The following is a 20,216-nucleotide window of genomic DNA, read 5'->3' on the forward strand; positions in this document are numbered from 1 at the left end:
GACTCGCGGTTTGCTGGTTGTATGGTTAGTTACATGAGTAATGAACCAGTAGGGCGGTGGTGCTCATGATTGACGACAGCAAACCGATCTTCATGCAGATCGCCGAACTTATCGAGAACGGAATTGTGGACGGCACCATGGCTGAAGAGTCGCAGGTTCCTTCCACCAATGAGTTCGCAGCTTTTCACCGCATCAACCCGGCGACTGCCGCCAAGGGCGTCAATCTGCTGGTGGATTCAGGAATTCTCTATAAACGCAGGGGGATAGGGATGTTCGTCGCCACAGGAGCGCGCGCCCAGTTGGTCGCACGCCGCACCGAGGAATTCTTCGAGCAGTACGTCAAGCCGCTGGCACTGGAGGCCCGAAAGCTGGGCATCTCTACAGAGCAGTTGAACACGATGATTGAACGCAGCTCCGGGCTTGCACCGGAAACCGGGACAGACAAGGAAAGGAGCGCGGCCCTGTGAACGACACCATCGTCGAGGCCCGTAACCTGATCAAGCATTACAAAGACCTCAACGCTCTGGACAACGTTAACCTCAGCCTCTCTGCGAACCGCATTTACGGCCTGCTGGGACGCAACGGTGCGGGCAAGACCACGTTGATGTCCATCCTCACCGCCCAAGCTTTCGCTACTTCCGGGGAAGCCCTGGTTTTTGGCGCCAGCGCATACGAGAACGACGCCGTGCTGTCCCGGATCTGCTTCATCCGTGAATCACAGAAATACCCGGACGATTTCCAACCGCAGCACGCCTTCCGCTCCGCGGCGCTCTTTTACAAGAACTGGGACCAAGGCTTCGCTGACCGCCTCGCCGAAGATTTCCAACTTCCAGTCAAGCGCCGGATCAAAAAGCTCTCACGCGGTCAGCTATCCGCGGTAGGAGTCATCATTGGCCTCGCCTCGCGTGCAGAACTGACGTTCTTCGATGAGCCGTATTTGGGTCTCGACGCCGTCGCCCGGCAACTGTTCTACGACCGCCTGGTGGAGGACTACGCCGAGCACCCTCGCACCATCATCCTTTCCTCACACCTGATCGACGAGGTAGCGAACCTCCTTGAACACGTCATCGTGATCGACCGGGGGCGGATCATCATGGACGCCGATGCCGACGTGATCCGGGGTTCGGCTGTCACTGTTTCAGGTTCCGCAGAAAAGGTGGACGCCTTCCTGGCTGGCCGTAGGATCCTGCACCGCGAAACGCTGGGGTCCTTGGCCTCCGTGACGGTGGACGAGGTGCTGGGTAGCCGCGAACGCACAGAAGCCCAGGAGTTGGGCCTCGAACTTTCGCCGGTTTCATTGCAGCAGTTGGTGGTCCGGAAGACCATGGCCGGTGCTGGAGCCGGCCTCTCATCAAATACCGGAGACTTCGCCGATGACGCTATGGAGGCAAAGCGATGAGCAGGACGGTAGCAGTTGCCCGAATGCAGCTGATCAATAAATGGACGTACATCGGATGGCCATTAACCATCCTGGCGGCATCCTTCCTGATGTCGCTCGCCATCTTCGCGCTCATTCCCGTCACTGAGGGGAAAAATGGTGGTGGCAGCCAGGCGCCCCTGTGGTACTTCCTGGTCCTTGGCATCCAAAGCATGACCTTGGTGTTCCCGTTTTCCCAAGGCCTCAGCATCAGCCGACGTGCGTTCTACCTGGGAACCCTGGGCCTCTTCTCGCTGATCGCGGTAGGGATGACAGTGCTTTATATGCTGGGTGGCGTCATTGAACGGGCAACCAACGGCTGGGGTGTCTACGGCTACTTCTTCAATATCCCCTGGGTCACGGATGGTCCCTGGTACTCGACAGCGGCATTCTTCTTCGTGCTGATGATGTTCATGTTCATCATCGGATTCTGGTTCGCCACCATCTTCAAACGTTGGGGCACCACTGGAACGCTGGTGTCAACCTTGGGTACAGCAATCGCCCTGATCGGTGCCGCTGCCCTCACAACGTTCTTTGAGGGATGGGGACATGTTGGAAGCTGGTTCGCCCAGCAGACGCCGCTCAGCATCAGCGGATGGGCTGCGCTGCTGTGCGTCATCCTGGCGGCCGGTTCCTACGCAACCCTTCGCAGGGCCACCCCATAGGCGTCCAAATGTAGCGTTGGCCACAATGCAGGCCGGAAGGGCCGCCCCGCCGCAGAAATCGGCAAGGACGGCCTTTTCCGGCTGTAACCTTGTCCAGTGGCATTGGACTTTACGGCGATCGACTTTGAAACAGCCAACGGCTTCCGGGGGTCACCGTGTTCGGTAGGCCTCAGTAAAGTCCGTGGCGGAGTGGTAGTGGAGGAAGCCTCCTGGCTCATGCGCCCGCCCGAAAACCACGATCACTTCGAGTTCCACAACACGCGCATCCACGGCATCCGCGCGGAAGACGTCGCTGATCGCCCGCGGTTCGGGGAGCTCTTTCCGGAAATTGGCGCTTTCATTGGGAACGACATACTTGCTGCGCACAACGCAGCTTTTGACCTCGGGGTTATTCGGTCAGGCCTGGAAGTCTCCGGTCTTGCGGGGCCGGCCTACGACTATGTGTGCACTGTGATGCTCTCCCGCCGCTGCTACTCATTGGTGTCCAACTCTTTGCCCTATGCCGCCGAGGAAGCAGGCGTTCCCCTGGTCAACCACCACGACGCCGCGGAAGATGCCCGGGCCTGCGCCGGAATCCTTGTGGACATCGCCAGACGGAACAACGCCAACAGCATCGCCGAACTCTACCTTTCCCTCGGCCTCAACCTGCCGAAGCAACCTGCATTCGATCCAGCCCAAGGTCTGTCCAAGGCGACCATGTCCGCACTCGCTGCCAGAACCGGCAGCTTCGCAGAACAAACACTGGAACGAGCACTTGGCGTCCCTACCGGTTTCTCGAGCTGGCCGGAGGAGGGGCCCAACCCCCTGCCGAACCCAGCTGCGGAACCCGGGCATCCGCTCTTCGGCCAGACAGTGGTGTTCACGGGCGACCTCGCCATCACCAGGCCGGAGGCGAAATCCCGCGCCGCAGACATGGGTGCACGTCCGGAAAGCCGGGTCACAGCACGCACCACAGTGCTGATCGTGGGCGATGGCTTCGTGGCTGGCGACCTTCGCGCCGGGCGCCTCACAGGCAAAGCCAAACGGGTCCTGGAACTGCATGCCAAAGGCCAGCAAATCGAGGTTGTGTCTGAGGGCGAGTTCCTGCAGATGGTGGGCGGGGCGTAACGCCCCACCCCCTGGGTCACTGCGCCAGTGTGGTCATACTGCGCAATAATCCTTCCTGCTGGAAGTGCGGTACTCCTAGCCTTGGGGCATGACCAAGTCAGCCCCTCCCCAAGCTCCCGAGCGCCGTCCTGCCAGCGGTCCCGCTCCTTCTGGCGCTGCAACAAACGGTGGGGCTGGTTGGCGGGCTTTTTTCGCTTTCCCCAATCCCGTGAACGAATATGCTGCCAGGATCACGGCCGGACTGGTTGTGGTGGTAGCAGTCGCCACCCTGCTGACCGGCTGGGCCGGGGGCTTGGTGGCTCTTGCTGCCGGGTTCTGGCTTCGTGTGCTGTTCGGACCACGGATCTCCCCGCTTGCTCTTCTGTCAGTCAAGGTGTTGGCACCAAGGATCGGGCACGCCAAGCTTGTGGCCGGTCCTCCCAAGCGGTTCGCCCAAGGGATCGGCGCCGCACTGACGAGTGCCGCCGTCGTGCTGTTTTTCACTGGCTTCCAGCCCGCCGCCTGGATTCTGCTGGCGCTGCTGATCGTGGCAGCTTCGCTGGAAGCCTTTGTAGGCTTCTGCCTCGGCTGCGCGATCTTTGGTTTCCTGCAGCGCAAGGGCCTCATCCCCGAGGACGTGTGCGAGGCCTGCAACAACGTGACGCTCCGCCAGACCTGACTTTTGTTTAACCGGTGGTGACGGCAAGCAATCTGTCCGCCATGCCGCGAATGACCGCCTGGCCTTCCAGGGCCTCGAGCCAGTCGGACGGCAAGCCGTCTTCGCCGTAGTAGGCCCCCAGAATGTTTCCCGCAATGGAGCCTGTGGAGTCGCTGTCGCCACTGTGGTTGATGGCCACGGTTATTGCATTGCGGAACTGTTCTGCTGGCGTGCCGCCGCTGGTGGCCAGCACAGCGTAAAGACCGACGGCGAGTGCCTCCTCGGCAATCCAGCCCTCACCGAGCGCCGTGGTCAGTCCTTCCGGGTCCAGTGGGGCAGGCTGCAAGGACAACTGCAGGGCGGCTTCCAGCCGTTCCGCCAGTTCGGGTGCTTTGGTAGGGACGCCGTTGACATAGCTGAGGGCCTCGGTAGCGGAGGTGCGGATGTCGCTTCCGGCCACGATGTTGTGGATCAGCAGGCTAAAGGCTGCTGCGCTGAGTCGCGCCGAAGCATGTCCATGCGTCAAGGAAGCGGCGTCAGAGCTGAGCTTGTACACGGCCTCACGTGAAATGTGCGGGATGAGTCCGAACGGGGCTGAACGCATCACCGTCCCGCAACCTTTGGAATCGCCGTTGACCGGACGTGCAACTGTTCCCATTTCCCCCGTTGCCAAGCCACTGAGGCAGGCATTCCCTGGTGCACGCCGGTGATGCAGGACTTCCTGGGCGTCGATCCAGCGCGGTTGCGGCACGGGAGCGGAGGAGGCAACAGCCACGTCCTGAGTGGCGAGCCAGCGCAGGTAAGCCAGCCAAAGGCAGGCAATCTCGTCGGCCGCAACGCCGTCGTTCGCCCATTCGAGCGCTTCCACAAGGCCGTCAACGGTGTACAACGTCATCTGAGTGTCGTCCGAGAAGTGGCTGCCGCCGTCGAGTTGTGCGAAAGACGTCAGGCCGCCGGAACCATAGCGGGCACGTATCGCGGCGATGGAGTCGAACTCCACGGCATAACCAAGGGAATCACCCAGGGCCCCTCCCAAAAGTGCCCCCTGGACACGGGATTCGAAGGAAGGAACAGCGGGGGATTTAGGCTCAACACTCATGCCAGTAACTTACCCTGCCCGTGAACCGCCGCTGATATGGTGGGGAAGCTGCCCGGCACTGACGAACTTGGAGTGACATTTTGCGTGAACCTGCTTGGCGACGGACAGGCAAGACGCCCGACTACAGGTTTTCCCTTGCCAACGAACGCACCTTTCTCGCGTGGATCCGCACGTCCCTGGCCTTGCTCGCCGGCGCAGTTGCCGTTGACCAGCTGGCCCCGAACATCGCGCCCACACCCGTCCGGTTGGTCCTTTGTGTCTTGCTGGCACTGGTCGGGGCGGGGCTGGCAGCACTTTCTTACCGGCGCTGGGGGCAGATGGAAGCCGCCATGCGCAACGATCAGGCGCTCCCGTTCTCCCGGGTCATGCTGTTCATGACCATTGTTGTAGCCGTAGCGGCGTTCGCCTTCGCTGTGCTGATATTGGTGGCGCGGTAAGCATGGAAGTCCGCGACCCCGGGTTGCAGCCCGAGCGCACCACCTTGGCATGGCGCAGGACGTTGATTTCCCTGGTGGTGGTGGATTTGTTCATTTGGCGGAGTTGGCTGACGTCCGAGCCCTCCACCGGCAACCTCGTTGCCGGTCTTCCCGGACTTGATTACCAAGGGATCTGTGCACTCATGGCGGCACTGGCCACCATCGTGCTGGCGTCCGTGGTGTGGGTTCGCTCACGCCAGCTCCACCTTGGAAACGAGGCGGCATCAGCCCGGCTCGTCCGGGTCAGCACGCTGGCTGTGATGGGTCTCGGTGCCACTGCCATCGCAGCCATTGCCTTGGGTGATTAGAGTTCCGGTGGTTCGGCTGCCGTGTGGTTGAGCTCCCGGGCGGATAAGCTCGGAGGCGGTATTCAGCAACCATCCAGACTCTGCTGGCAGGATACTCAGTGGCTTTGAGCCTGCATTACCCCTGCCGGACCAGCTTGCAGCGAGCTACGGGGCCGGTGATACCGGCATCCACACCAACCTTAAGGACTCACGCGACATGACCTCTCCTGTACAGGCCACACCCGACCCCCAACCGGGACTTCTTGCCAGGCTGTCGGCTGAAGCTTTGGGATCGATGTTCGTTGTGGTTGCCGCAGTGGGAGTCGGGATCTTTTCGAATCCTGGTGGCGCGCCCCTGCCGGTGGCTCTTGCCACGGGCCTTGCTGTGACAGTGGCAATGCTGGCCTTCGGCTATGTCTCCGGAGGGCACTTCAATCCTGTGATCACCTTAGGCAATTTGATTGCCGGCCGAATCCGGGCCGTCGCGGCCGTGGCCTATGTGGCGGCGCAAATCATCGGCAGCGTTGTTGGGGCTGCCCTGATCTATTTCGTAGTGACCACCGTGCCGGTCCTCACGGACGCAAGAGCGGCCTTTGACGTCGTTGCCCCCGGGTTCGGTGAGCATGCGTCCGCGCAAACGCAGATGGCAGGAGTATTGCTGGTTGAGGTCCTGGGTTCGGCGCTCATCGTGGCCGTATTCCTTGGCGCGACCGCTGGCCGCCGGGCTCTTCCTGCCATGGCCCCCTTCGCCGTAGGCCTTGCAATGGCTGTTCTGCTTCAGCTTGGACAGGTCCTGGGAAACCTTCCCTTCAATCCTGCGCGGGCAACCGCCCAGGCATTCTTCAGCTCGCCGTGGGCACTAGAGGGGCTGTGGCTCTTCTGGGTTGCCCCGCTGATGGGTGCCGCGCTTGCCGGCCTCGCTTTCCGCGGCTTCCAAGGCCTCTCCCATGTCACCGTCGCCGTGACCGAGGACTTCCAGAGCGGCAGCGATGCGGTGAACGACTCCTTCGATGCCAACGACGAGCCGGTTGAGGAGCCTGAGGTCAAGGAAGCTCCTGCGAAAACTGACGAAGACGCTACCCGACGTGTGCCGGCTGCGAAGGTCAATGATGACGCCCGTGACTTCTTCGACGGCAAAAAGGGCAAATAACCTCACGGGATCGACGGCGGACGGCTCGCCTGCGCTTTATTGTCGGTGCCCCCGGTTAACTTGAGAATATGCGGTTACTTCATACTTCCGATTGGCACCTTGGCCGGTCATTCCACGGCGTTGGCATGCTCGAAGCGCAACGCAATTTCGTGGACCAGTTGGTGTCGCTGGTTGAATCCAAGTCCGTTGACGTGGTGCTGATCGCCGGAGACGTCTACGATCGCGCCCTTCCCGGGCTGGACGTGGTCAAACTGCTTGATGACGCCTTGGTCCGTATTACCCAGGCAGGGGCCGGGGTTGTCCTGACCAGTGGCAACCACGACTCCGCCATCAGGTTGGGCTTTGCCTCCCGCCTGTTGGAACGCGGGGGAGTGCACCTGAGGACGCGCGTGGAAGATCTTGATGTGCCAATCCTTTTCCCCCTCGGAGCCGATGGACATTGCAAGGAGGGCACAGGAAGCGGCCACGTTGCCATTTACGGCATTCCCTATCTTGAACCCCGGCTCGTGGCTGAGCGTCTGGGCGCTGAAAACGCCAACCACTTTGATGTCACCCAGGCGGCTGTGGATCGGATCCGGCAGGATGTTGAAGCCCGCCGCGCATCAGGACCTGTCTATCCTGTGGTCCTCGCGCATACTTTTGCCAGTGGGGGCATTACCTCGGAAAGTGAACGGGACCTAAGCATCGGCGGCCTGGGCGCAGTTCCATTGGATCTCTTTGAAGACTTCGCCTACACCGCACTGGGTCACCTCCATGGACGGCAGGAGCTGGCACCCAATGTCCGGTACTCCGGTTCTCCCTTGGCCTATTCGTTCTCGGAGGCCAAGCACCACAAAGGTGCCTGGCTGGTGGACCTTGACGCCGACGGAGTGATCGCTGTTGAGTCAGTTGTGTGGGACGCCCCTAAGTCCCTCGCTACCTTGCGTGGAAGGCTGGATGATCTTCTCGGCGCTGAAGAGCATGCCTGGGCAGAGAGTGCTTACTGCCAAATCACGTTGACGGATGCACAACGGCCTGCTCAAGCCATGGAGAGGGTGCGAACCCGCTTTCCGGACACGCTGGTTCTCTCTTTCGATCCCGAAGGTGCAGAGGCGCGGACTTCCACCAGCTACAGCAACCGCCTCGCCGCTGCCGAAGACGACCTGGGAGTCTGCTGTGGATTCCTGGAACACGTCAGGGACCGCGGTGCCAGCGATGCAGAGGAAGCGGCCCTGCAGGAAGCCCTTGAAGCTATCCGGTTGCAGGAGGCTGAGTTGTGAGAATTCATCGTTTGGACATCGCAGCTTTCGGTCCTTTTGCATCGCCACAACACATTGACTTCGACCATTTGAGCGCACAGGGCTTGTTCCTCCTCAATGGGGCTACGGGTGCGGGTAAGACCAGCATTTTGGATGCCATTTGTTTCGCCCTGTACGGATCCGTTCCTGGTGCCCGCCAGGAAGGGAAGCGGCTTCGAAGCGACCATGCAGCGCCAGGTGCGGAGCCGCGCGTGGTCTGTGAGTTCTCAGCGCGCGGGCGCCGTTTTGAAGTGACGCGATCGCCGGCGTGGGACCGGCCCAGCGCTCGCGGCCGCAACGGATTCACCACCCAGCAGGCCAAGACCCTCCTCAGGGAACGGGTAGCAGGGGAGTGGGAAGAGAAATCTTCCAGGAATGACGAGGTAGGTGCCGAGCTCTCAGACGTCCTTGGAATGGATCGGGAGCAGTTCACCCGGGTGGTGATGCTGCCACAGGGCGACTTCGCGGCTTTCCTGCGGTCCAAGGCCAATGAGCGGTTGGAACTGCTGCAAAAGTTGTTCGGCACGCAACGATTTGAAGCTGTTGAACGCCAGCTCGCACAGCAAGCGGCCGAGGCAAACCGCGCCGTGCAGGAAAACGCGTCAGAGCTCAAGCTGCTGCTTAACCGGGTTGCATCGGAGCAGGAACAGCTGGGTCTTGCCGCCCCCAGTACCACCCCTGGAAATGAGCCAGGAAGGGACCCTGAGGCCTGGCTTTCCGGTGTGGAAGCAGAAGTCAGAGCCGAATGGGAGCATCGACTGGAGGAGGCTGCTGAGGCAGAGTCCCTGTCCAACCGCCTCACGGAACAATTCCATGAGGCGCAGGAGAAGGCGCTCCGGCATGGTCGGCTCGGCGCAGCGATGCAGCGGCGGGTCCTGCTCGAGCTGGCAGCACCCCGGGCGTTGGAGAACAAGGAGATGCTCGGTAAGCACCGACGCGCCGCTGTTCTCAGCGGACATCTGGAGGCGGTGGATACCGCAGAGCGTAAGCTCCAGGCCGCCGTTGCGCAGACGGCAAGCCTGCGCGGGAAGCTTGCCGCGGCCGGCTTGGAGGCAACAAACACTGCCGCTGCCTTGGAAGGCGCAAAGGCAAGCAGCGCAGTCCTGGAGGCCCGGCTGCCCGATGAGCAGCGACTGGAAGAGATCACGGCGCGCCTTGCGGCCAAGCATGCTCAAACGGCGGAACATCAAGCCGCTGCCGAGGCTTCGGCGTCCGCGCTGGAACAGCTGCGCGAAGACGTGTCCACTGTGGAGTCGCACATCCAGCCTCTGGAGCCTTTGGCTGGCCAACTGTCAGAACTGGAACGGGATGCCGAAGCTGCGGCCGGGCTTGTTCGAATCGTGGCCCGGCATGAAACGGCTGCCAGCGAGTTGGAGGAGATTTCCGGAAAGCACCTCCAAGCCCGGTCCGAATCACAGGACCTCCGGCAGCAGTGGCTCGACGTCCGCGAACTGCGTTTAGCCAACGCAGCAGGGGAGCTGGCCTCGGCACTGGAAAACGGTAAGCCGTGCGCTGTTTGCGGAAGCGAAGAGCACCCCAACCCCGCCGAAGCTGTGCGATCAGCACTCTCCCTTGCCCAGGAAGAGGAAGAAGCCAAAGAACGGTTCGAGGCCAGTGAGAAAGCCTTGGGGCTCCTCGCCGAGCAAGTTTCCTCCGCATCCCAGGTGCTTGCAGGACTGGTTGCCCAGGGAGGTTCCACCGATGCTGCTGAAGCGGAGGCCAAACGGGGATCTGCCCATGAAGCTGCCGCGGAGGCACGTAAAGCAGCAGGCTTGCTGGAGAAGCTTCGTGGCCGGCAAGTAGACCTCACCAAGCGCATCGCTCGCGTGCAGGAAGAACACGACGCGTCCGTGAGTGCGGCTGCCCAGGCATCGTCCGCCGTTCACCTGCTTCAGGAGCAATGTGTTGCCCTTGAAACGGATCTGGCTGGCTTGAAAGGCGACTTCCCGAGCCTGCGCGAGCGGCTGGAAGCACTCAAGGTTGAGCAGGAGCTTCTGCAAGCAGCGGCGGATGCAGACCGCGAACTGGAGCGAGCAGAACAAGCCCGGGAAGACGCCGCAGCGTCGCTCGAAAAAGCCTTGCCGGAATCCGGATTCGCCTCCGCTGACGACGCTCGCCGGGAAATCCTCTCACCGGCCGATGTTGTGGGCCTTGAGAAAGACCTGGCGGATTTCGACGCTGAATCATCCCGCTTGGACGAGTTGTTTGCCAGTGAGGACCTAATCCTTGCCGCCAAGGAAGCCAGCATAGGTGAGCTTCCCTCGGGAGAAGCTGAACTTGCTGAATCGAAGCTGATTGCTTCCAATGCTGCAGATACTGCGCGGGCCAAGGCTTTGTCTGCGGGCCTGGCTGGAAAATCGGCGGGCGCTGTTGCCCGGTTGCGGAGGGATTACCAAGCCTTGGCACAAGCAGGAAGCGAACCACGGAACCGGGCCCACATGCTTGCTGAGCTGGCCGACACCGTGAGGGGATCGGGCGACAACAGTTACCGGATGAGCCTGAATACGTATGTCCTTGCTGCACGGCTGGAACAAGTGGCAATCGCCGCCTCCGAACGGCTCGTGGCCATGAGCGACGGCAGATATACGTTGCAACATACTGACGCCAAGGCTGCGCGGGGAGCAAAGTCGGGCCTCGGGCTTGAAGTCGTAGATGAATGGACTGGCCAGCGCCGGGACACTTCCACCTTGTCCGGCGGCGAATCCTTCATGGCGTCGTTGTCCTTGGCCCTTGGTTTGGCCGATGTTGTCCAGCAGGAGGCCGGCGGCGTGGACATCGAGACACTGTTTGTAGACGAAGGCTTCGGCAGTCTCGATGAACAAGCCCTGGAGCAGGTGATGGACGCCCTGGAGGGACTGCGCGACGGCGGCCGGGTAGTTGGCCTCGTCAGTCACGTGGGGGAGATGAAGCAACGCATCACCAGCCAGCTACAGGTGGTCAAGGGCAGGCACGGTTCCAGCGTGCGGATTGCCGACGCCGTACCCGTCTGACTTCTATCCGATAGACTTAACCCGTTACACCGGGTCGCGCGCATCGGGAGGAGGGACGATGCGCACACTTTAGCGAACCCGGATTAATGGAAAAATCTTCTCTGGCTCCACAGCCTTTATCATCGGCTCCAGCACGCCCCTCACGCCTGCCGGGCCGTTTCGCGCGGCTTCCCGAATTGGCCGGACCCGGATTCCTTCCCTTAGGCCTTTTCGCCAGGCTTCCCCTGGCCATGCTGACCGTCGGCACGCTGACGCTGGTCACCGCGGTCAGCCACTCCTACGCGATCGGCGGCATGGCGGCCGGAGCGGTGGGCATCGGTTCGGCGTTGGGTGCTCCCGTTCTCGGCTCTTTGGCGGACCGGGCCGGGCAGCGGATCGTGCTCCTCGTGGCCGCGGTCATCAACACCCTTGCCGTCGCCGGCCTCGTTGCCGCGGCCTACGTCACTCCCGGCTACGGCTCAGTGAGCGACGCAGTGGGTGTCCTTATTGCAGCTTTCCTTGCAGGGGCCAGCTGCCCGCAGGTTGGTCCCATGGCCCGGGTGCGCTGGATGGCTCTAACCACCCGAAACCTATCTCCGTCGTCAACCACTGGGGGCCGAAGCGTCGCGGCCAACCGGGCCGACCTGGACACCGCGCTGTCCTATGAAGGGACCGCGGACGAGATCACCTTCGTCCTGGGCCCGGCCTTGGTGGGTGTCCTGGCCAGCATGGTGGCACCCTGGTTGCCGCTCGCCTTGGCAGCCGTCATGACCATTACGTTGGTTCCTGCTTTTGCGATCCATCCCAGCCAGCTGGCCGTTGTACCGGCACCTCGGAAGCCGGGTGCCGGCGTCGCGCCTTCCAACGGACAGGAGCCTCCTGGAGTGCAATCCACCCAGGTGACTCCAGAGCGGGCTAACCGTTGGGCCGGGGCTGTGGTGGCGGTTCCTGTGGTGGCGATGGTGTGCATGGGAACGTTCTTTGGTGCGACACAAAACGCGCTAAGTGCCTTCTCCGCGCAGTACGCCACTGCCGAAATCGCTGGCCTCCTGTATGCGGTAATGGGCCTTAGCTCCGCCGTAGCTGCACTGTCCGTGGCGTTCTGGCCGCAACGGTTCAGCTTGGCTTCCCGTTGGGTTGCCGCAGCACTGGCGATGGCCGTTTTGTCTCTCTTGCTGCTTCTCCCGGCGGGCATATGGCCCATGGTCTTTGTCCTGCTGATACTGGGCATTCCAGTGGGGCCCGTGATGGTGACTGTCTTCAGCATCGGCGGCGTGGTGGCACCGGCCGGGCGCATGGCAACGGTGATGACTGCCCTCGCCAGCGGAATCGTGGCTGGAACAGCATTGGGCTCCTACCTGGCCGGGCAATTGGCCGAAACGCAGGGGCCGGGTGCTGCATTCGTGGTTTCGATGGCGGCTGCGGCAGGACTTTTGCTGCTGGGCGTTGTCACGTCCTTGGTGATGAAGCGACAGCCTCAGGCGTAGCTGAGCGCTCCGGCGAGGGACGCGGCCATGAGTTCCACCAACCGCAGTGAGCGTTCTTCGTCGGGGTCAGCCAAATGCTGCATACTGATGCCGTCGATCCCCGAAATGAACAGGCGGGTGATGTCCTCCAGGTTGTCGGGGACAGGTTCGCCGGCAGCCTCGGCCGCCGCACGGAACAGCTCCAGGGTTGAACTGACCCAGCCGTCATACATCGAACGGTTCATGAGCAATGCCTGTGGCTGGTCTTCGGCTTCCACGCGGAAGCGCCGGAGCAACAGTTCGAAGGTAGTGACCTGCTCATGAGGGTTTTCCAGCATGCGGCTCCAGATACGACGCGCGTGGGCGCCAACCATGTGGCGTAATCCCATGCCCGGATCAATCACGGGCTCCAACGCCTTGGCGTAGTCCCTGCTGAGGAAGTTATACACCTCTTCAAGGAGCTCGTCCTTGCTCCGGAAACAATAGTGCAGGGCCGCAAGCGGGGCCTCCGCCTCACTGGCGATCCGACGTGTCGTCGCGGAGGCAAGGCCGTCCTGGGCAATGACCCTTGCTGCGGCTTCGACGAACTGCAGCCGCCTTTCCTCTGCGGGAACCCTGGCCATCATTCACCTCTCTCTTGAACTCACCTGTGACTCGCTCCATCACCTGTGATCGGGTTCACCAACCCTGCGGTCTCATCGATCGTAGGCGCTCTCGCCGTGTCGTGCTTACGGCCGTGCCGGAGGGGCGAAAAACTCCCCCGAAAGAATTTTACGCCAAAACCTAGTCAAGTGACCCAGTCAAGCGACATACTTCTTTCAGGAACGTTGTCTGCATCACATTTGGATGCGGAGACTTGAGGAGAACTGATGGATGATTTCGCTGACCTGGTGATTATGAATGCCTCGGTCCACACCATGGACCCGGCGCAGCCGCATCGCATAAGCGATGCCGTCGCCGTCAAGGGAGGCCTCGTTGCAGCGCTGGGCCATGAAGATGTCAGTGAGTCGATTGGCCCTGACACGCAGGTTGTCGATGCCGCGGGTGGGGCTGTCATTCCAGGCATCAACGATGCCCATCTTCATTTCGTATCAGCGGCAATGGCCGCCTTTGGATATGTGCGCCTGGAGCCGGCAGCTGCGCCGGACTGGGCGGCCGTCGTCGACGTCCTTGAGTCAGCCCCGCCGGGGGAGGACGGCTGGGTCCGCGCCCATGGCTGGGACGAGGCGGTGCTGGGACCGGCGAAAGGCTTCTTGCTCGAATCGCGACCCGGCACGCCCGTGGTGGCATTCGACAGCACCGGGCATCAGTTACTGGCCAACGGGGAAGCGCTGCGAAGGGCCGGGATTGACGCCGCAACAGCGGACGTCGACGGTGGCGTCGTGGCGAGAACCGCCGACGGCAACCCCACAGGACTGCTCCAGGACGGAGCCATGGAACTTCTCTCGCGGGCCATGCCGCCCGTGCCGGCGTCCACATTGCGACCTGCCTTGCTGGCATTGCAGGAGCACCTGCACTCGCTCGGTATCACTTCACTCACGGATCCTGGCCTTGGCCCTGCAAGTGCAGGGCTCATGGACGGTGCCGGTTCGACGGCGGCACTTGAGTTGCTGGGCGACCTCGCTGCGGAGGATGAACTGACGTTGAGAATCAACGTCCTGATGCTCTTCGCCGGAACCGGGGGAGCCAATGCCCATGCAGTTGAGATGGGCCTGGGAAGCGGACTGGCCCGGACGTACCTAAGCCGCGGCATCAATCCTGAACAGTTGCGGATCGCCGGCGTCAAGATCTTCGCGGATGGCATTCCCCGCAGCGGCACCGCGTGGATGAGTGAACCTTATGGCACAGCTTGTACGCACGGCAGCCTGGTGATCCAGGGGGCCAACGACGCCGACAGGGTTGCAGAGCTGCACAGGATACTGGCGCTGATCAACGAAGCGGGGCTGCAAGCCGGGGTCCACGCCACAGGGGACGCGGCCACAGCCGCAGCCGTGGAGGCCATTGTTGCGGCGACTGACGGTCCCGAGGAGCGTCCAAGGTCATCAGGGAACCGCCATTACATCATCCATGGGGCGTTCGGCGATCCAGGTGCATTGAGCACGATGGCATCCCACGGCATCGGGTACAGCACCAACCCTTTGATCCGCCAGGAAGCCGGCGACATCATGCGTCAAGTGTTGGGTGAGGACCGATTCTCCCGACACCAGCCCCTACAGTCAGCCTTGGAGGCCGGAGTTCATCTCAACCTTGCTTCCGACGCCCCCGTGACCAGCGCGGATTGGCGGCGCACAGTAGTGGCAGCCGTCCGCCGGGCCACACGTTCCAGACCGGGCAAACCGCGGGATCCCGAGCGGATCACCGGCCTGCAGGCTCTGGCTGCCATGACCATCCACGCCGCGTGGCAGGACCACGCCGAGCACTTCAAAGGGGCCCTGACACCAGGCATGGCAGCAGATCTGTGCCTTCTCTCCAACCCCTGGCCCGTGGACGAGGAGATCGAAAAGCTCCTCGACACAGAGGTCAGGCTCACTCTGAGCGGTGGCCGCGCAGTCCACCAATCCACCAGCTAGCACCATTACCTTCCGTTCCAACCATTCGTGATTCAAGGAGCACCATGCGACGCACTATTCCCCTGGCCCTGGCCGCAGTTTTGTCCATGACGTTGGCAGCCTGCGGCGGCGGGGCGGGCCCGGCCGCTGCCCCCGCCGCCGACGGGACCACCACGCTCAAGGTGGGAACCATCGGTATCGGCTCCGATGCCGGTATCCGCCTCGCGGCTGACAAAGGCTACTTCAAGGAGCAGGGTCTCAACGTCGAGATTTCTGTCATAGCTAATCCGCCGGCAGGTATTGCAGCTGCCCAGAGCGGCCAGATTGACGTCACCTACACGCCATCCATCCCACTTTTGAATGCACTGAGCCAGAACGTACCACTCAAGATCATCGCCGCAGCCGATGGCTACAAGGACGGGGCTAGTGAGGGGGCGGACCTCAACCGCGTAGATGACACCGGACTCCTGGTGCAGCAGGCGTCCGCCATCAACCGGCCGAAGGACCTGGAAGGAAAGAGCGTCAGTGTTCCAGCCCGCAAGGCACAGCTGGAGGTTACGGTCAGCAAGCTCGTCAAGGACGACGGCGGCGACCCCGCCAAGGTGAACTGGATGGTCCTTGATCCGTCATCGGCACTCCAATCACTGAATTCCGGACGAGTTGATGCCGCATCCCTGGTTGCCCCGTTCACGTCCAAGGCAGCGTCAGAGGGCAACAGGCTTCTGGCCTCGCCCGGCGTCGAGTTTTTTGAACAGGGTGCGATTGGCCTCTGGGTGTCAGGGGCCAACACGGTGAAGTCCAAGGAGAAGGCGTTGGAGGGTTTCAAGACAGCCATGTACAAGGCGAACGCCTACGCCAACGGCCACATCGATGAAGCACAGCAGCTCAGCGCCGAAATCACCAAGACTCCGCTGGAGATCGTGAAGTCCGGCGCAGTCAACTACTGGCCGGAAGATGTACGCCTGGAAGACATTGAGCGCGCCAACAAGAACCTCGCTGACCTTGGCTTCCTGAGTGAACCCGTGAAACTGCCGGCCGACATAATTTTCGGTAAGTAGGCCGTGAGCGACATGGGAGATTCATCATGAAGGCATCCATCCGCCCTTATGTGTTCAGTGCCTTGGGTATCGCTGGAGCCCTGGTCATCTGGCAGGTTCTCGCCGCGGCAAACGTAGCAGGAAACGCCCTGCCAACGGCCACCACGGTGTTTACCACCCTTGCAAGCATTCTGGGGACCGGCACGTTCTGGTCCGCACTGGGTGCCACCATTGGGATCGCACTGCTGGCTTTGGCTTTAGCGGCCTTGGCAGGAGTGGTCATCGGATTACTCGTGGGCAGTTTCGAATCCGTACGATACGCCACCTTGGCAGTCTTGGAATTCCTGAAGCCCGTCCCGCCCATCGTCATCCTCCCCCTTGCGGTGCTGGTACTGGGTCCTACCGCTGAGATGTCGCTCTTCCTGGTGGTGTTCGGGTGCTTACTCCCCATCGTCATGCAAACGGTCGATGGGGTGCAGGGCACCGATCCTGTGGCACGCGATACGGCCCGCTCCTATGGCATGGGCGAGGGGGAAATACTGGCCCGGGTGGTCCTGCCCAGCGCTATGCCGTACATCGGTACGGCGATGCGGGTGGCAGCTCCTGCCGCCTTGGTGGTGACGGTCGTTGCCGGACTCCTTGGCGGGGGTCCGGGCCTCGGCCAAAGCATTTACCAAGCCCAAGCGGCAGGTGACTACGCCAGTCTCTACGCATTGGTGATTGTCCTCGGTGTCCTGGGTCTGTTGTTCCAAGGTGCCACCCGGCTGGCCGAGCGCCGGGTCCTGCACTGGCATGAGTCCTACCGTGGAGTGGTGCCCTGATGAGAAACGTCAAAATACGAAACTGGGTGATCGGCGCAGGCACGCCTGTCCTGTTGCTGGCGTCGTGGTGGTTCCTGTCCGCGAACTCCATTGATCCCTTCTTCCCGCCGCTCGAAAGCATCCTTGTCCGTTTTCAGGAGCTTTGGCTCTTTGAGCACTTCCAGTCTGATGTCCTTCTGAGCCTGGGGAACTTGTTTATTGGCTTTGCCATCGCAGCGGTGGCCGGAATTGGCCTCGGGTTTGCCACGGCACTGGTTCCTCCCGTCCGTTGGATGATCGATCCGTTGATCCACTTCCTTCGGGGGATTCCTCCCGTAGCTCTGGTCCCGATCTTCATCTCCCTCATCGGCTTCGGTACCCAGATGCGCGTGACCAGCATTGCGCTGGCGGCTTTGTTTCCCACCATGATCGCCACAGTGGACGGCATCCGTAGCGTCAGTAATGACCTGATGGACGTCGCCAGGGTCTACCGGCTGAGCCGGAAGGAGCGGGTGCTCAATGTCCTCCTTCCCGCAGCCATGCCACAGATCTTCTCAGGCCTGCAGGTGAGCCTCCAGGTGGCCTTCATCGTGATGATCGCAAGCGAGATGCTGGGCAGTTCGCAGGGCATCGGAGCCATGACCTTGCTGGCTCAGCAGAGCTTCATGACCGCTGACATGTGGGCCGGGATCCTGCTTCTGGGAGTCATTGGATTCCTCGTCAACATCCTGTTCAGCCTGCTTAAGCGCAAAGTTTTGTCCTGGTACATCGGGTCCCGTCGCATGGCGCGTGCAGCATGAGCGCGCGGCAGACCCCGGCTCTTCCCATCCGAAACAGAAAGTCCACCATGGCACAGCAACCAGAAACCCGCATCAGTGCGACCACTCCGCGGCTGGACGTGGCGCATCTCGCCAAGACCTACGGAAGCGGCGAAAAATCACACACCGTCATCGAAGACCTCACCTTCACCGTCGATGCCGGCGAAGTTGTGTGCATCGTCGGTCCTTCGGGCGTTGGCAAGACGACACTTCTGAAGTGCTTGGCCGGGCTTCATCCGGCCAGCAGCGGACGGGCGGCCATTGACGGACGGACCATTAGCGGCCCACCTCCGGAAATGGCCTTGGTCTTTCAGGACTACAACCGATCCCTGATGCCCTGGCTCACTGTCCGGAAGAACCTGATCCTTCCTTTGCGGCACCTCAAGTTGCCCGCAGCGGAACTGAAGGAGCGCTGTGACAGTGCGCTGGCCGCCGTCGGGCTCTCCCATGCCGACAATCAATATCCCTGGCAGTTGTCAGGCGGAATGCAGCAACGCGTGGCAATCGCCAGGGCTCTGGCGTATCGGCCCGAGATCCTCATCATGGACGAGCCCTTTGCCTCAGTAGACGCGCAGACCCGGTTTGACCTGGAGGACCTCTGCCTGAAGATCCGGAAGGACTTCAACATGACCATTTTGGTGGTGACCCACGATATCGATGAAGCGGTCTACCTGGCAGATCGCGTGGTGGTCCTGGGTTCCAGGCCCGCCCGCGTCCTCAAAGTGGTGGACGTGGACCTGCCTGCTCCGCGTGATCAAATAACTACGCGTTCCTTACCGGACTTCGCCCGGCAACGCACCGAAGTGCTGTCCCTCATCAAGAGGCCCGCATGACGGGGCAGCAGCGGGCAGCCGGCAGCCGGCGGCCCAACGTCCTCTTCATCATCGCCGACCAGCTCCGGGCCGACCACCTGGGTTTCGGTGGCAACGCCACCGTCAAGACGCCAAACCTGGACGCGCTCGCCGACAAAAGCATTGTTTTCGAGAATGCGACAGTGGCGAATCCCACGTGCATGCCCAACCGCGCCAGCCTGATGACCGGCAGGTGGCCCTCCGCACACGGGACGCGGTGCAATGGCATCACCTTGGATCCGCTGACGCAGACCGTTCCGGGGTCCTTGGGAGCGGGCGGCTACCGCACCGTGGGTGTGGGAAAGTTGCACCACCAAAACATGGGGTGGGAATTCGAGCCGCATCAGGCCGAGGAGATCCGGGCCACCGACCCCCTCCTGTTGGACACTGGAGTAGGCGACGCCCGCCGTCAGGGCTTTCCCCCGGGGTGGGACCAATGGGAGAACCGCGACGCGCACGATGACCGCTTCATTGCGCTCCCCTCCGACTACTACGGCTACCAGCACGTAGATCTCGTTATCGGCCACGGGGACCGGCCCGGCGGCCACTACGTGCACTGGGCCCGCGAACGGGGCGTCGACCCGGAAACGCTGGGAGGTCCAGGAAATTCGTCCAGTAAGTACAACGGGTGGGATCAGGTCTACCAGACGGCTATCCCTGCTGATGTGCACCCCACCAGCTATGTGAGCGAGAAAGCAATCGAGCACTTGAAGGATGCCGCCGGGCAGGACCAGCCATTCTTTATGTTTGTGTCCTTCCCGGATCCTCATCACCCGTTCTCGCCCCCGGAAGGCTACTCGGACCTCTACGATCCCTTGGACTTGCCACTCCCGCTTGGCTTTGAGCAGGACCACTCGGCTTCGCCTGCCCATGTGAGGGACATGATGGAACACCGTGGTGAGCCGAACGCGGACCCAACCATGACGTGGGCGGCTACTGAGGAACAGTACAGGTTTGCCGCTGCCGCCCAGTATGGCCTGATCACGATGATGGACGAGCACATTGGCCGGATACTCGACGAGTTGGATCACCAAGGCCTGGCCGAGGACACCATTGTGGTGTTCACCAGCGACCACGGGGACTTGTTCGGGGACCATGGCCTCATGCTGAAGCACTTTGTCCACTACCGCGCAGTGACCAATGTTCCCTTGGTGGTGCACCTTCCCGGCAACCCGGCGCGGCGTACCGGGGCCTTGGTTTCCAGCGCGGATTTGGCTCCAACGCTTATTGAGCTCACTGGCTCCAAGGGATATCGGGGAATCCAGGGCCGCTCGCTCGTGCCACTACTGCAAGGGGACGCTGAACATCATCGGGAAGCACTCCTGGTGGAGGAAGAACAACCCTTTGGCTTGGAAGGACTCCCGGGTCCGGTCCGAATGCGAAGCGTCATCACTGCTGAGGGCAGGTTGACCCGCTATTTCGGCACGGAGATTGTGGAACTCTACGATCACAAGACCGATCCCGGGGAACTGGTCAACCGTGCGGGCGATCCTGAATTCGCCCCGCTGGAAGATCGCCTGCTGCGAGCAATGCTGGATGAGATGGCCGCCCTCACGGACCGGGGGACGGCCCCGACGGCGGCCGCATAGCCAGTGTTCGACGGCGACCGCA

Annotated in this window: 19 protein-coding genes; 17 read left to right on the plus strand and 2 right to left on the minus strand. The window is 61.9% G+C overall.

The features are described 5' to 3' along the window. Positions 1–65: 65 nt before the first annotated feature. From M1D89_RS10675 to M1D89_RS10695, 5 genes are all read left to right on the plus strand, one after another. Positions 66–467: a GntR family transcriptional regulator gene (locus tag M1D89_RS10675; protein ID WP_498650373.1), complete on the plus strand. Its 402-nt coding sequence runs from the start codon at positions 66–68 to the stop codon at positions 465–467. After that, entirely contained in the window at positions 464–1,399 is a 936-nt protein-coding gene (locus tag M1D89_RS10680; RefSeq protein ID WP_498650375.1) for an ABC transporter ATP-binding protein, read from the plus strand. Before M1D89_RS10675 ends, M1D89_RS10680 begins: the two co-directional genes overlap by 4 nt. Next, complete coding sequence (locus tag M1D89_RS10685; RefSeq protein WP_498650376.1) at positions 1,396–2,082, plus strand: hypothetical protein; 687 nt, start codon at positions 1,396–1,398, stop codon at positions 2,080–2,082. The genes M1D89_RS10680 and M1D89_RS10685 overlap by 4 nt, the downstream gene beginning before the upstream one ends. 96 nt (positions 2,083–2,178) lie before the next feature. Further along, positions 2,179–3,189: a 3'-5' exonuclease gene (locus tag M1D89_RS10690; protein WP_498650378.1), complete on the plus strand. Its 1,011-nt coding sequence runs from the start codon at positions 2,179–2,181 to the stop codon at positions 3,187–3,189. An 88-nt stretch (positions 3,190–3,277) separates the two neighbouring features. Continuing rightward, entirely contained in the window at positions 3,278–3,847 is a 570-nt protein-coding gene (locus M1D89_RS10695; protein ID WP_498650380.1) for a DUF4395 domain-containing protein, read from the plus strand. 7 nt (positions 3,848–3,854) lie between these two features. Here M1D89_RS10695 and M1D89_RS10700 read toward each other — a convergent pair whose 3' ends face one another. Beyond that, on the minus strand, positions 3,855–4,925 hold the full coding sequence (locus M1D89_RS10700; RefSeq protein ID WP_498650381.1) for an ADP-ribosylglycohydrolase family protein: 1,071 nt from the start codon (positions 4,923–4,925) through the stop codon (positions 3,855–3,857). 80 nt (positions 4,926–5,005) lie between these two features. On the opposite strand from M1D89_RS10700, the gene M1D89_RS10705 reads away from it, so the two are divergent. From M1D89_RS10705 to M1D89_RS10730, 6 genes are all read left to right on the plus strand, one after another. Then, the gene (locus M1D89_RS10705; protein WP_175538584.1) at positions 5,006–5,362 is read left to right on the plus strand and encodes a YidH family protein; all 357 of its coding nucleotides are present in this window, start codon (positions 5,006–5,008) and stop codon (positions 5,360–5,362) included. A gap of 2 nt (positions 5,363–5,364) precedes the next feature. Beyond that, complete coding sequence (locus M1D89_RS10710; protein WP_498650383.1) at positions 5,365–5,709, plus strand: DUF202 domain-containing protein; 345 nt, start codon at positions 5,365–5,367, stop codon at positions 5,707–5,709. Between the two features lie 196 nt (positions 5,710–5,905). After that, a complete protein-coding gene (locus M1D89_RS10715) occupies positions 5,906–6,838 on the plus strand; it encodes an MIP/aquaporin family protein (RefSeq protein ID WP_498650385.1) in 933 nt (310 codons plus the stop codon). Positions 6,839–6,906: 68 nt separating this feature from the next. Then, positions 6,907–8,097, plus strand: coding sequence for an exonuclease SbcCD subunit D (locus tag M1D89_RS10720; RefSeq protein ID WP_498650387.1), 1,191 nt, complete (start codon positions 6,907–6,909; stop codon positions 8,095–8,097). Then, positions 8,094–11,105: an AAA family ATPase gene (locus M1D89_RS10725; protein ID WP_498650389.1), complete on the plus strand. Its 3,012-nt coding sequence runs from the start codon at positions 8,094–8,096 to the stop codon at positions 11,103–11,105. The genes M1D89_RS10720 and M1D89_RS10725 overlap by 4 nt, the downstream gene beginning before the upstream one ends. A gap of 86 nt (positions 11,106–11,191) precedes the next feature. Then, complete coding sequence (locus M1D89_RS10730; protein WP_498650391.1) at positions 11,192–12,571, plus strand: MFS transporter; 1,380 nt, start codon at positions 11,192–11,194, stop codon at positions 12,569–12,571. Here the strand turns inward: M1D89_RS10730 and M1D89_RS10735 are convergent. Then, complete coding sequence (locus M1D89_RS10735) at positions 12,562–13,176, minus strand: TetR/AcrR family transcriptional regulator (RefSeq protein WP_498650393.1); 615 nt, start codon at positions 13,174–13,176, stop codon at positions 12,562–12,564. The two genes, M1D89_RS10730 and M1D89_RS10735, sit on opposite strands and share 10 nt — an antisense overlap. Positions 13,177–13,419: 243 nt before the next feature. Between M1D89_RS10735 and M1D89_RS10740 the strand changes: the two genes are divergently transcribed. Genes M1D89_RS10740 through M1D89_RS10765 form a run of 6 tightly spaced genes read left to right on the plus strand, consistent with a single transcriptional unit; the run spans position 13,420 to position 20,194 of the window. Continuing rightward, positions 13,420–15,120: an amidohydrolase gene (locus M1D89_RS10740; protein ID WP_498650395.1), complete on the plus strand. Its 1,701-nt coding sequence runs from the start codon at positions 13,420–13,422 to the stop codon at positions 15,118–15,120. A 44-nt stretch (positions 15,121–15,164) separates the two neighbouring features. Then, positions 15,165–16,157: an ABC transporter substrate-binding protein gene (locus tag M1D89_RS10745; RefSeq protein WP_498650397.1), complete on the plus strand. Its 993-nt coding sequence runs from the start codon at positions 15,165–15,167 to the stop codon at positions 16,155–16,157. A 26-nt stretch (positions 16,158–16,183) separates the two neighbouring features. Further along, entirely contained in the window at positions 16,184–16,957 is a 774-nt protein-coding gene (locus M1D89_RS10750; RefSeq protein WP_498650400.1) for an ABC transporter permease, read from the plus strand. After that, positions 16,957–17,736 carry an ABC transporter permease gene (locus tag M1D89_RS10755; protein WP_498650402.1) on the plus strand — a complete coding sequence of 260 codons (780 nt, stop codon included), beginning with the start codon at positions 16,957–16,959 and terminating at the stop codon, positions 17,734–17,736. The genes M1D89_RS10750 and M1D89_RS10755 overlap by 1 nt, the downstream gene beginning before the upstream one ends. After that, positions 17,733–18,587, plus strand: a complete 855-nt coding sequence (locus M1D89_RS10760; protein WP_498650404.1) for an ABC transporter ATP-binding protein — start codon at positions 17,733–17,735, stop codon at positions 18,585–18,587. The genes M1D89_RS10755 and M1D89_RS10760 overlap by 4 nt, the downstream gene beginning before the upstream one ends. Next, positions 18,584–20,194, plus strand: coding sequence for a sulfatase family protein (locus M1D89_RS10765; RefSeq protein ID WP_498650406.1), 1,611 nt, complete (start codon positions 18,584–18,586; stop codon positions 20,192–20,194). Before M1D89_RS10760 ends, M1D89_RS10765 begins: the two co-directional genes overlap by 4 nt. The last annotated feature ends 22 nt before the right edge of the window (positions 20,195–20,216 follow it).

Source organism: Arthrobacter sp. D3-18 (assembly GCF_054408525.1).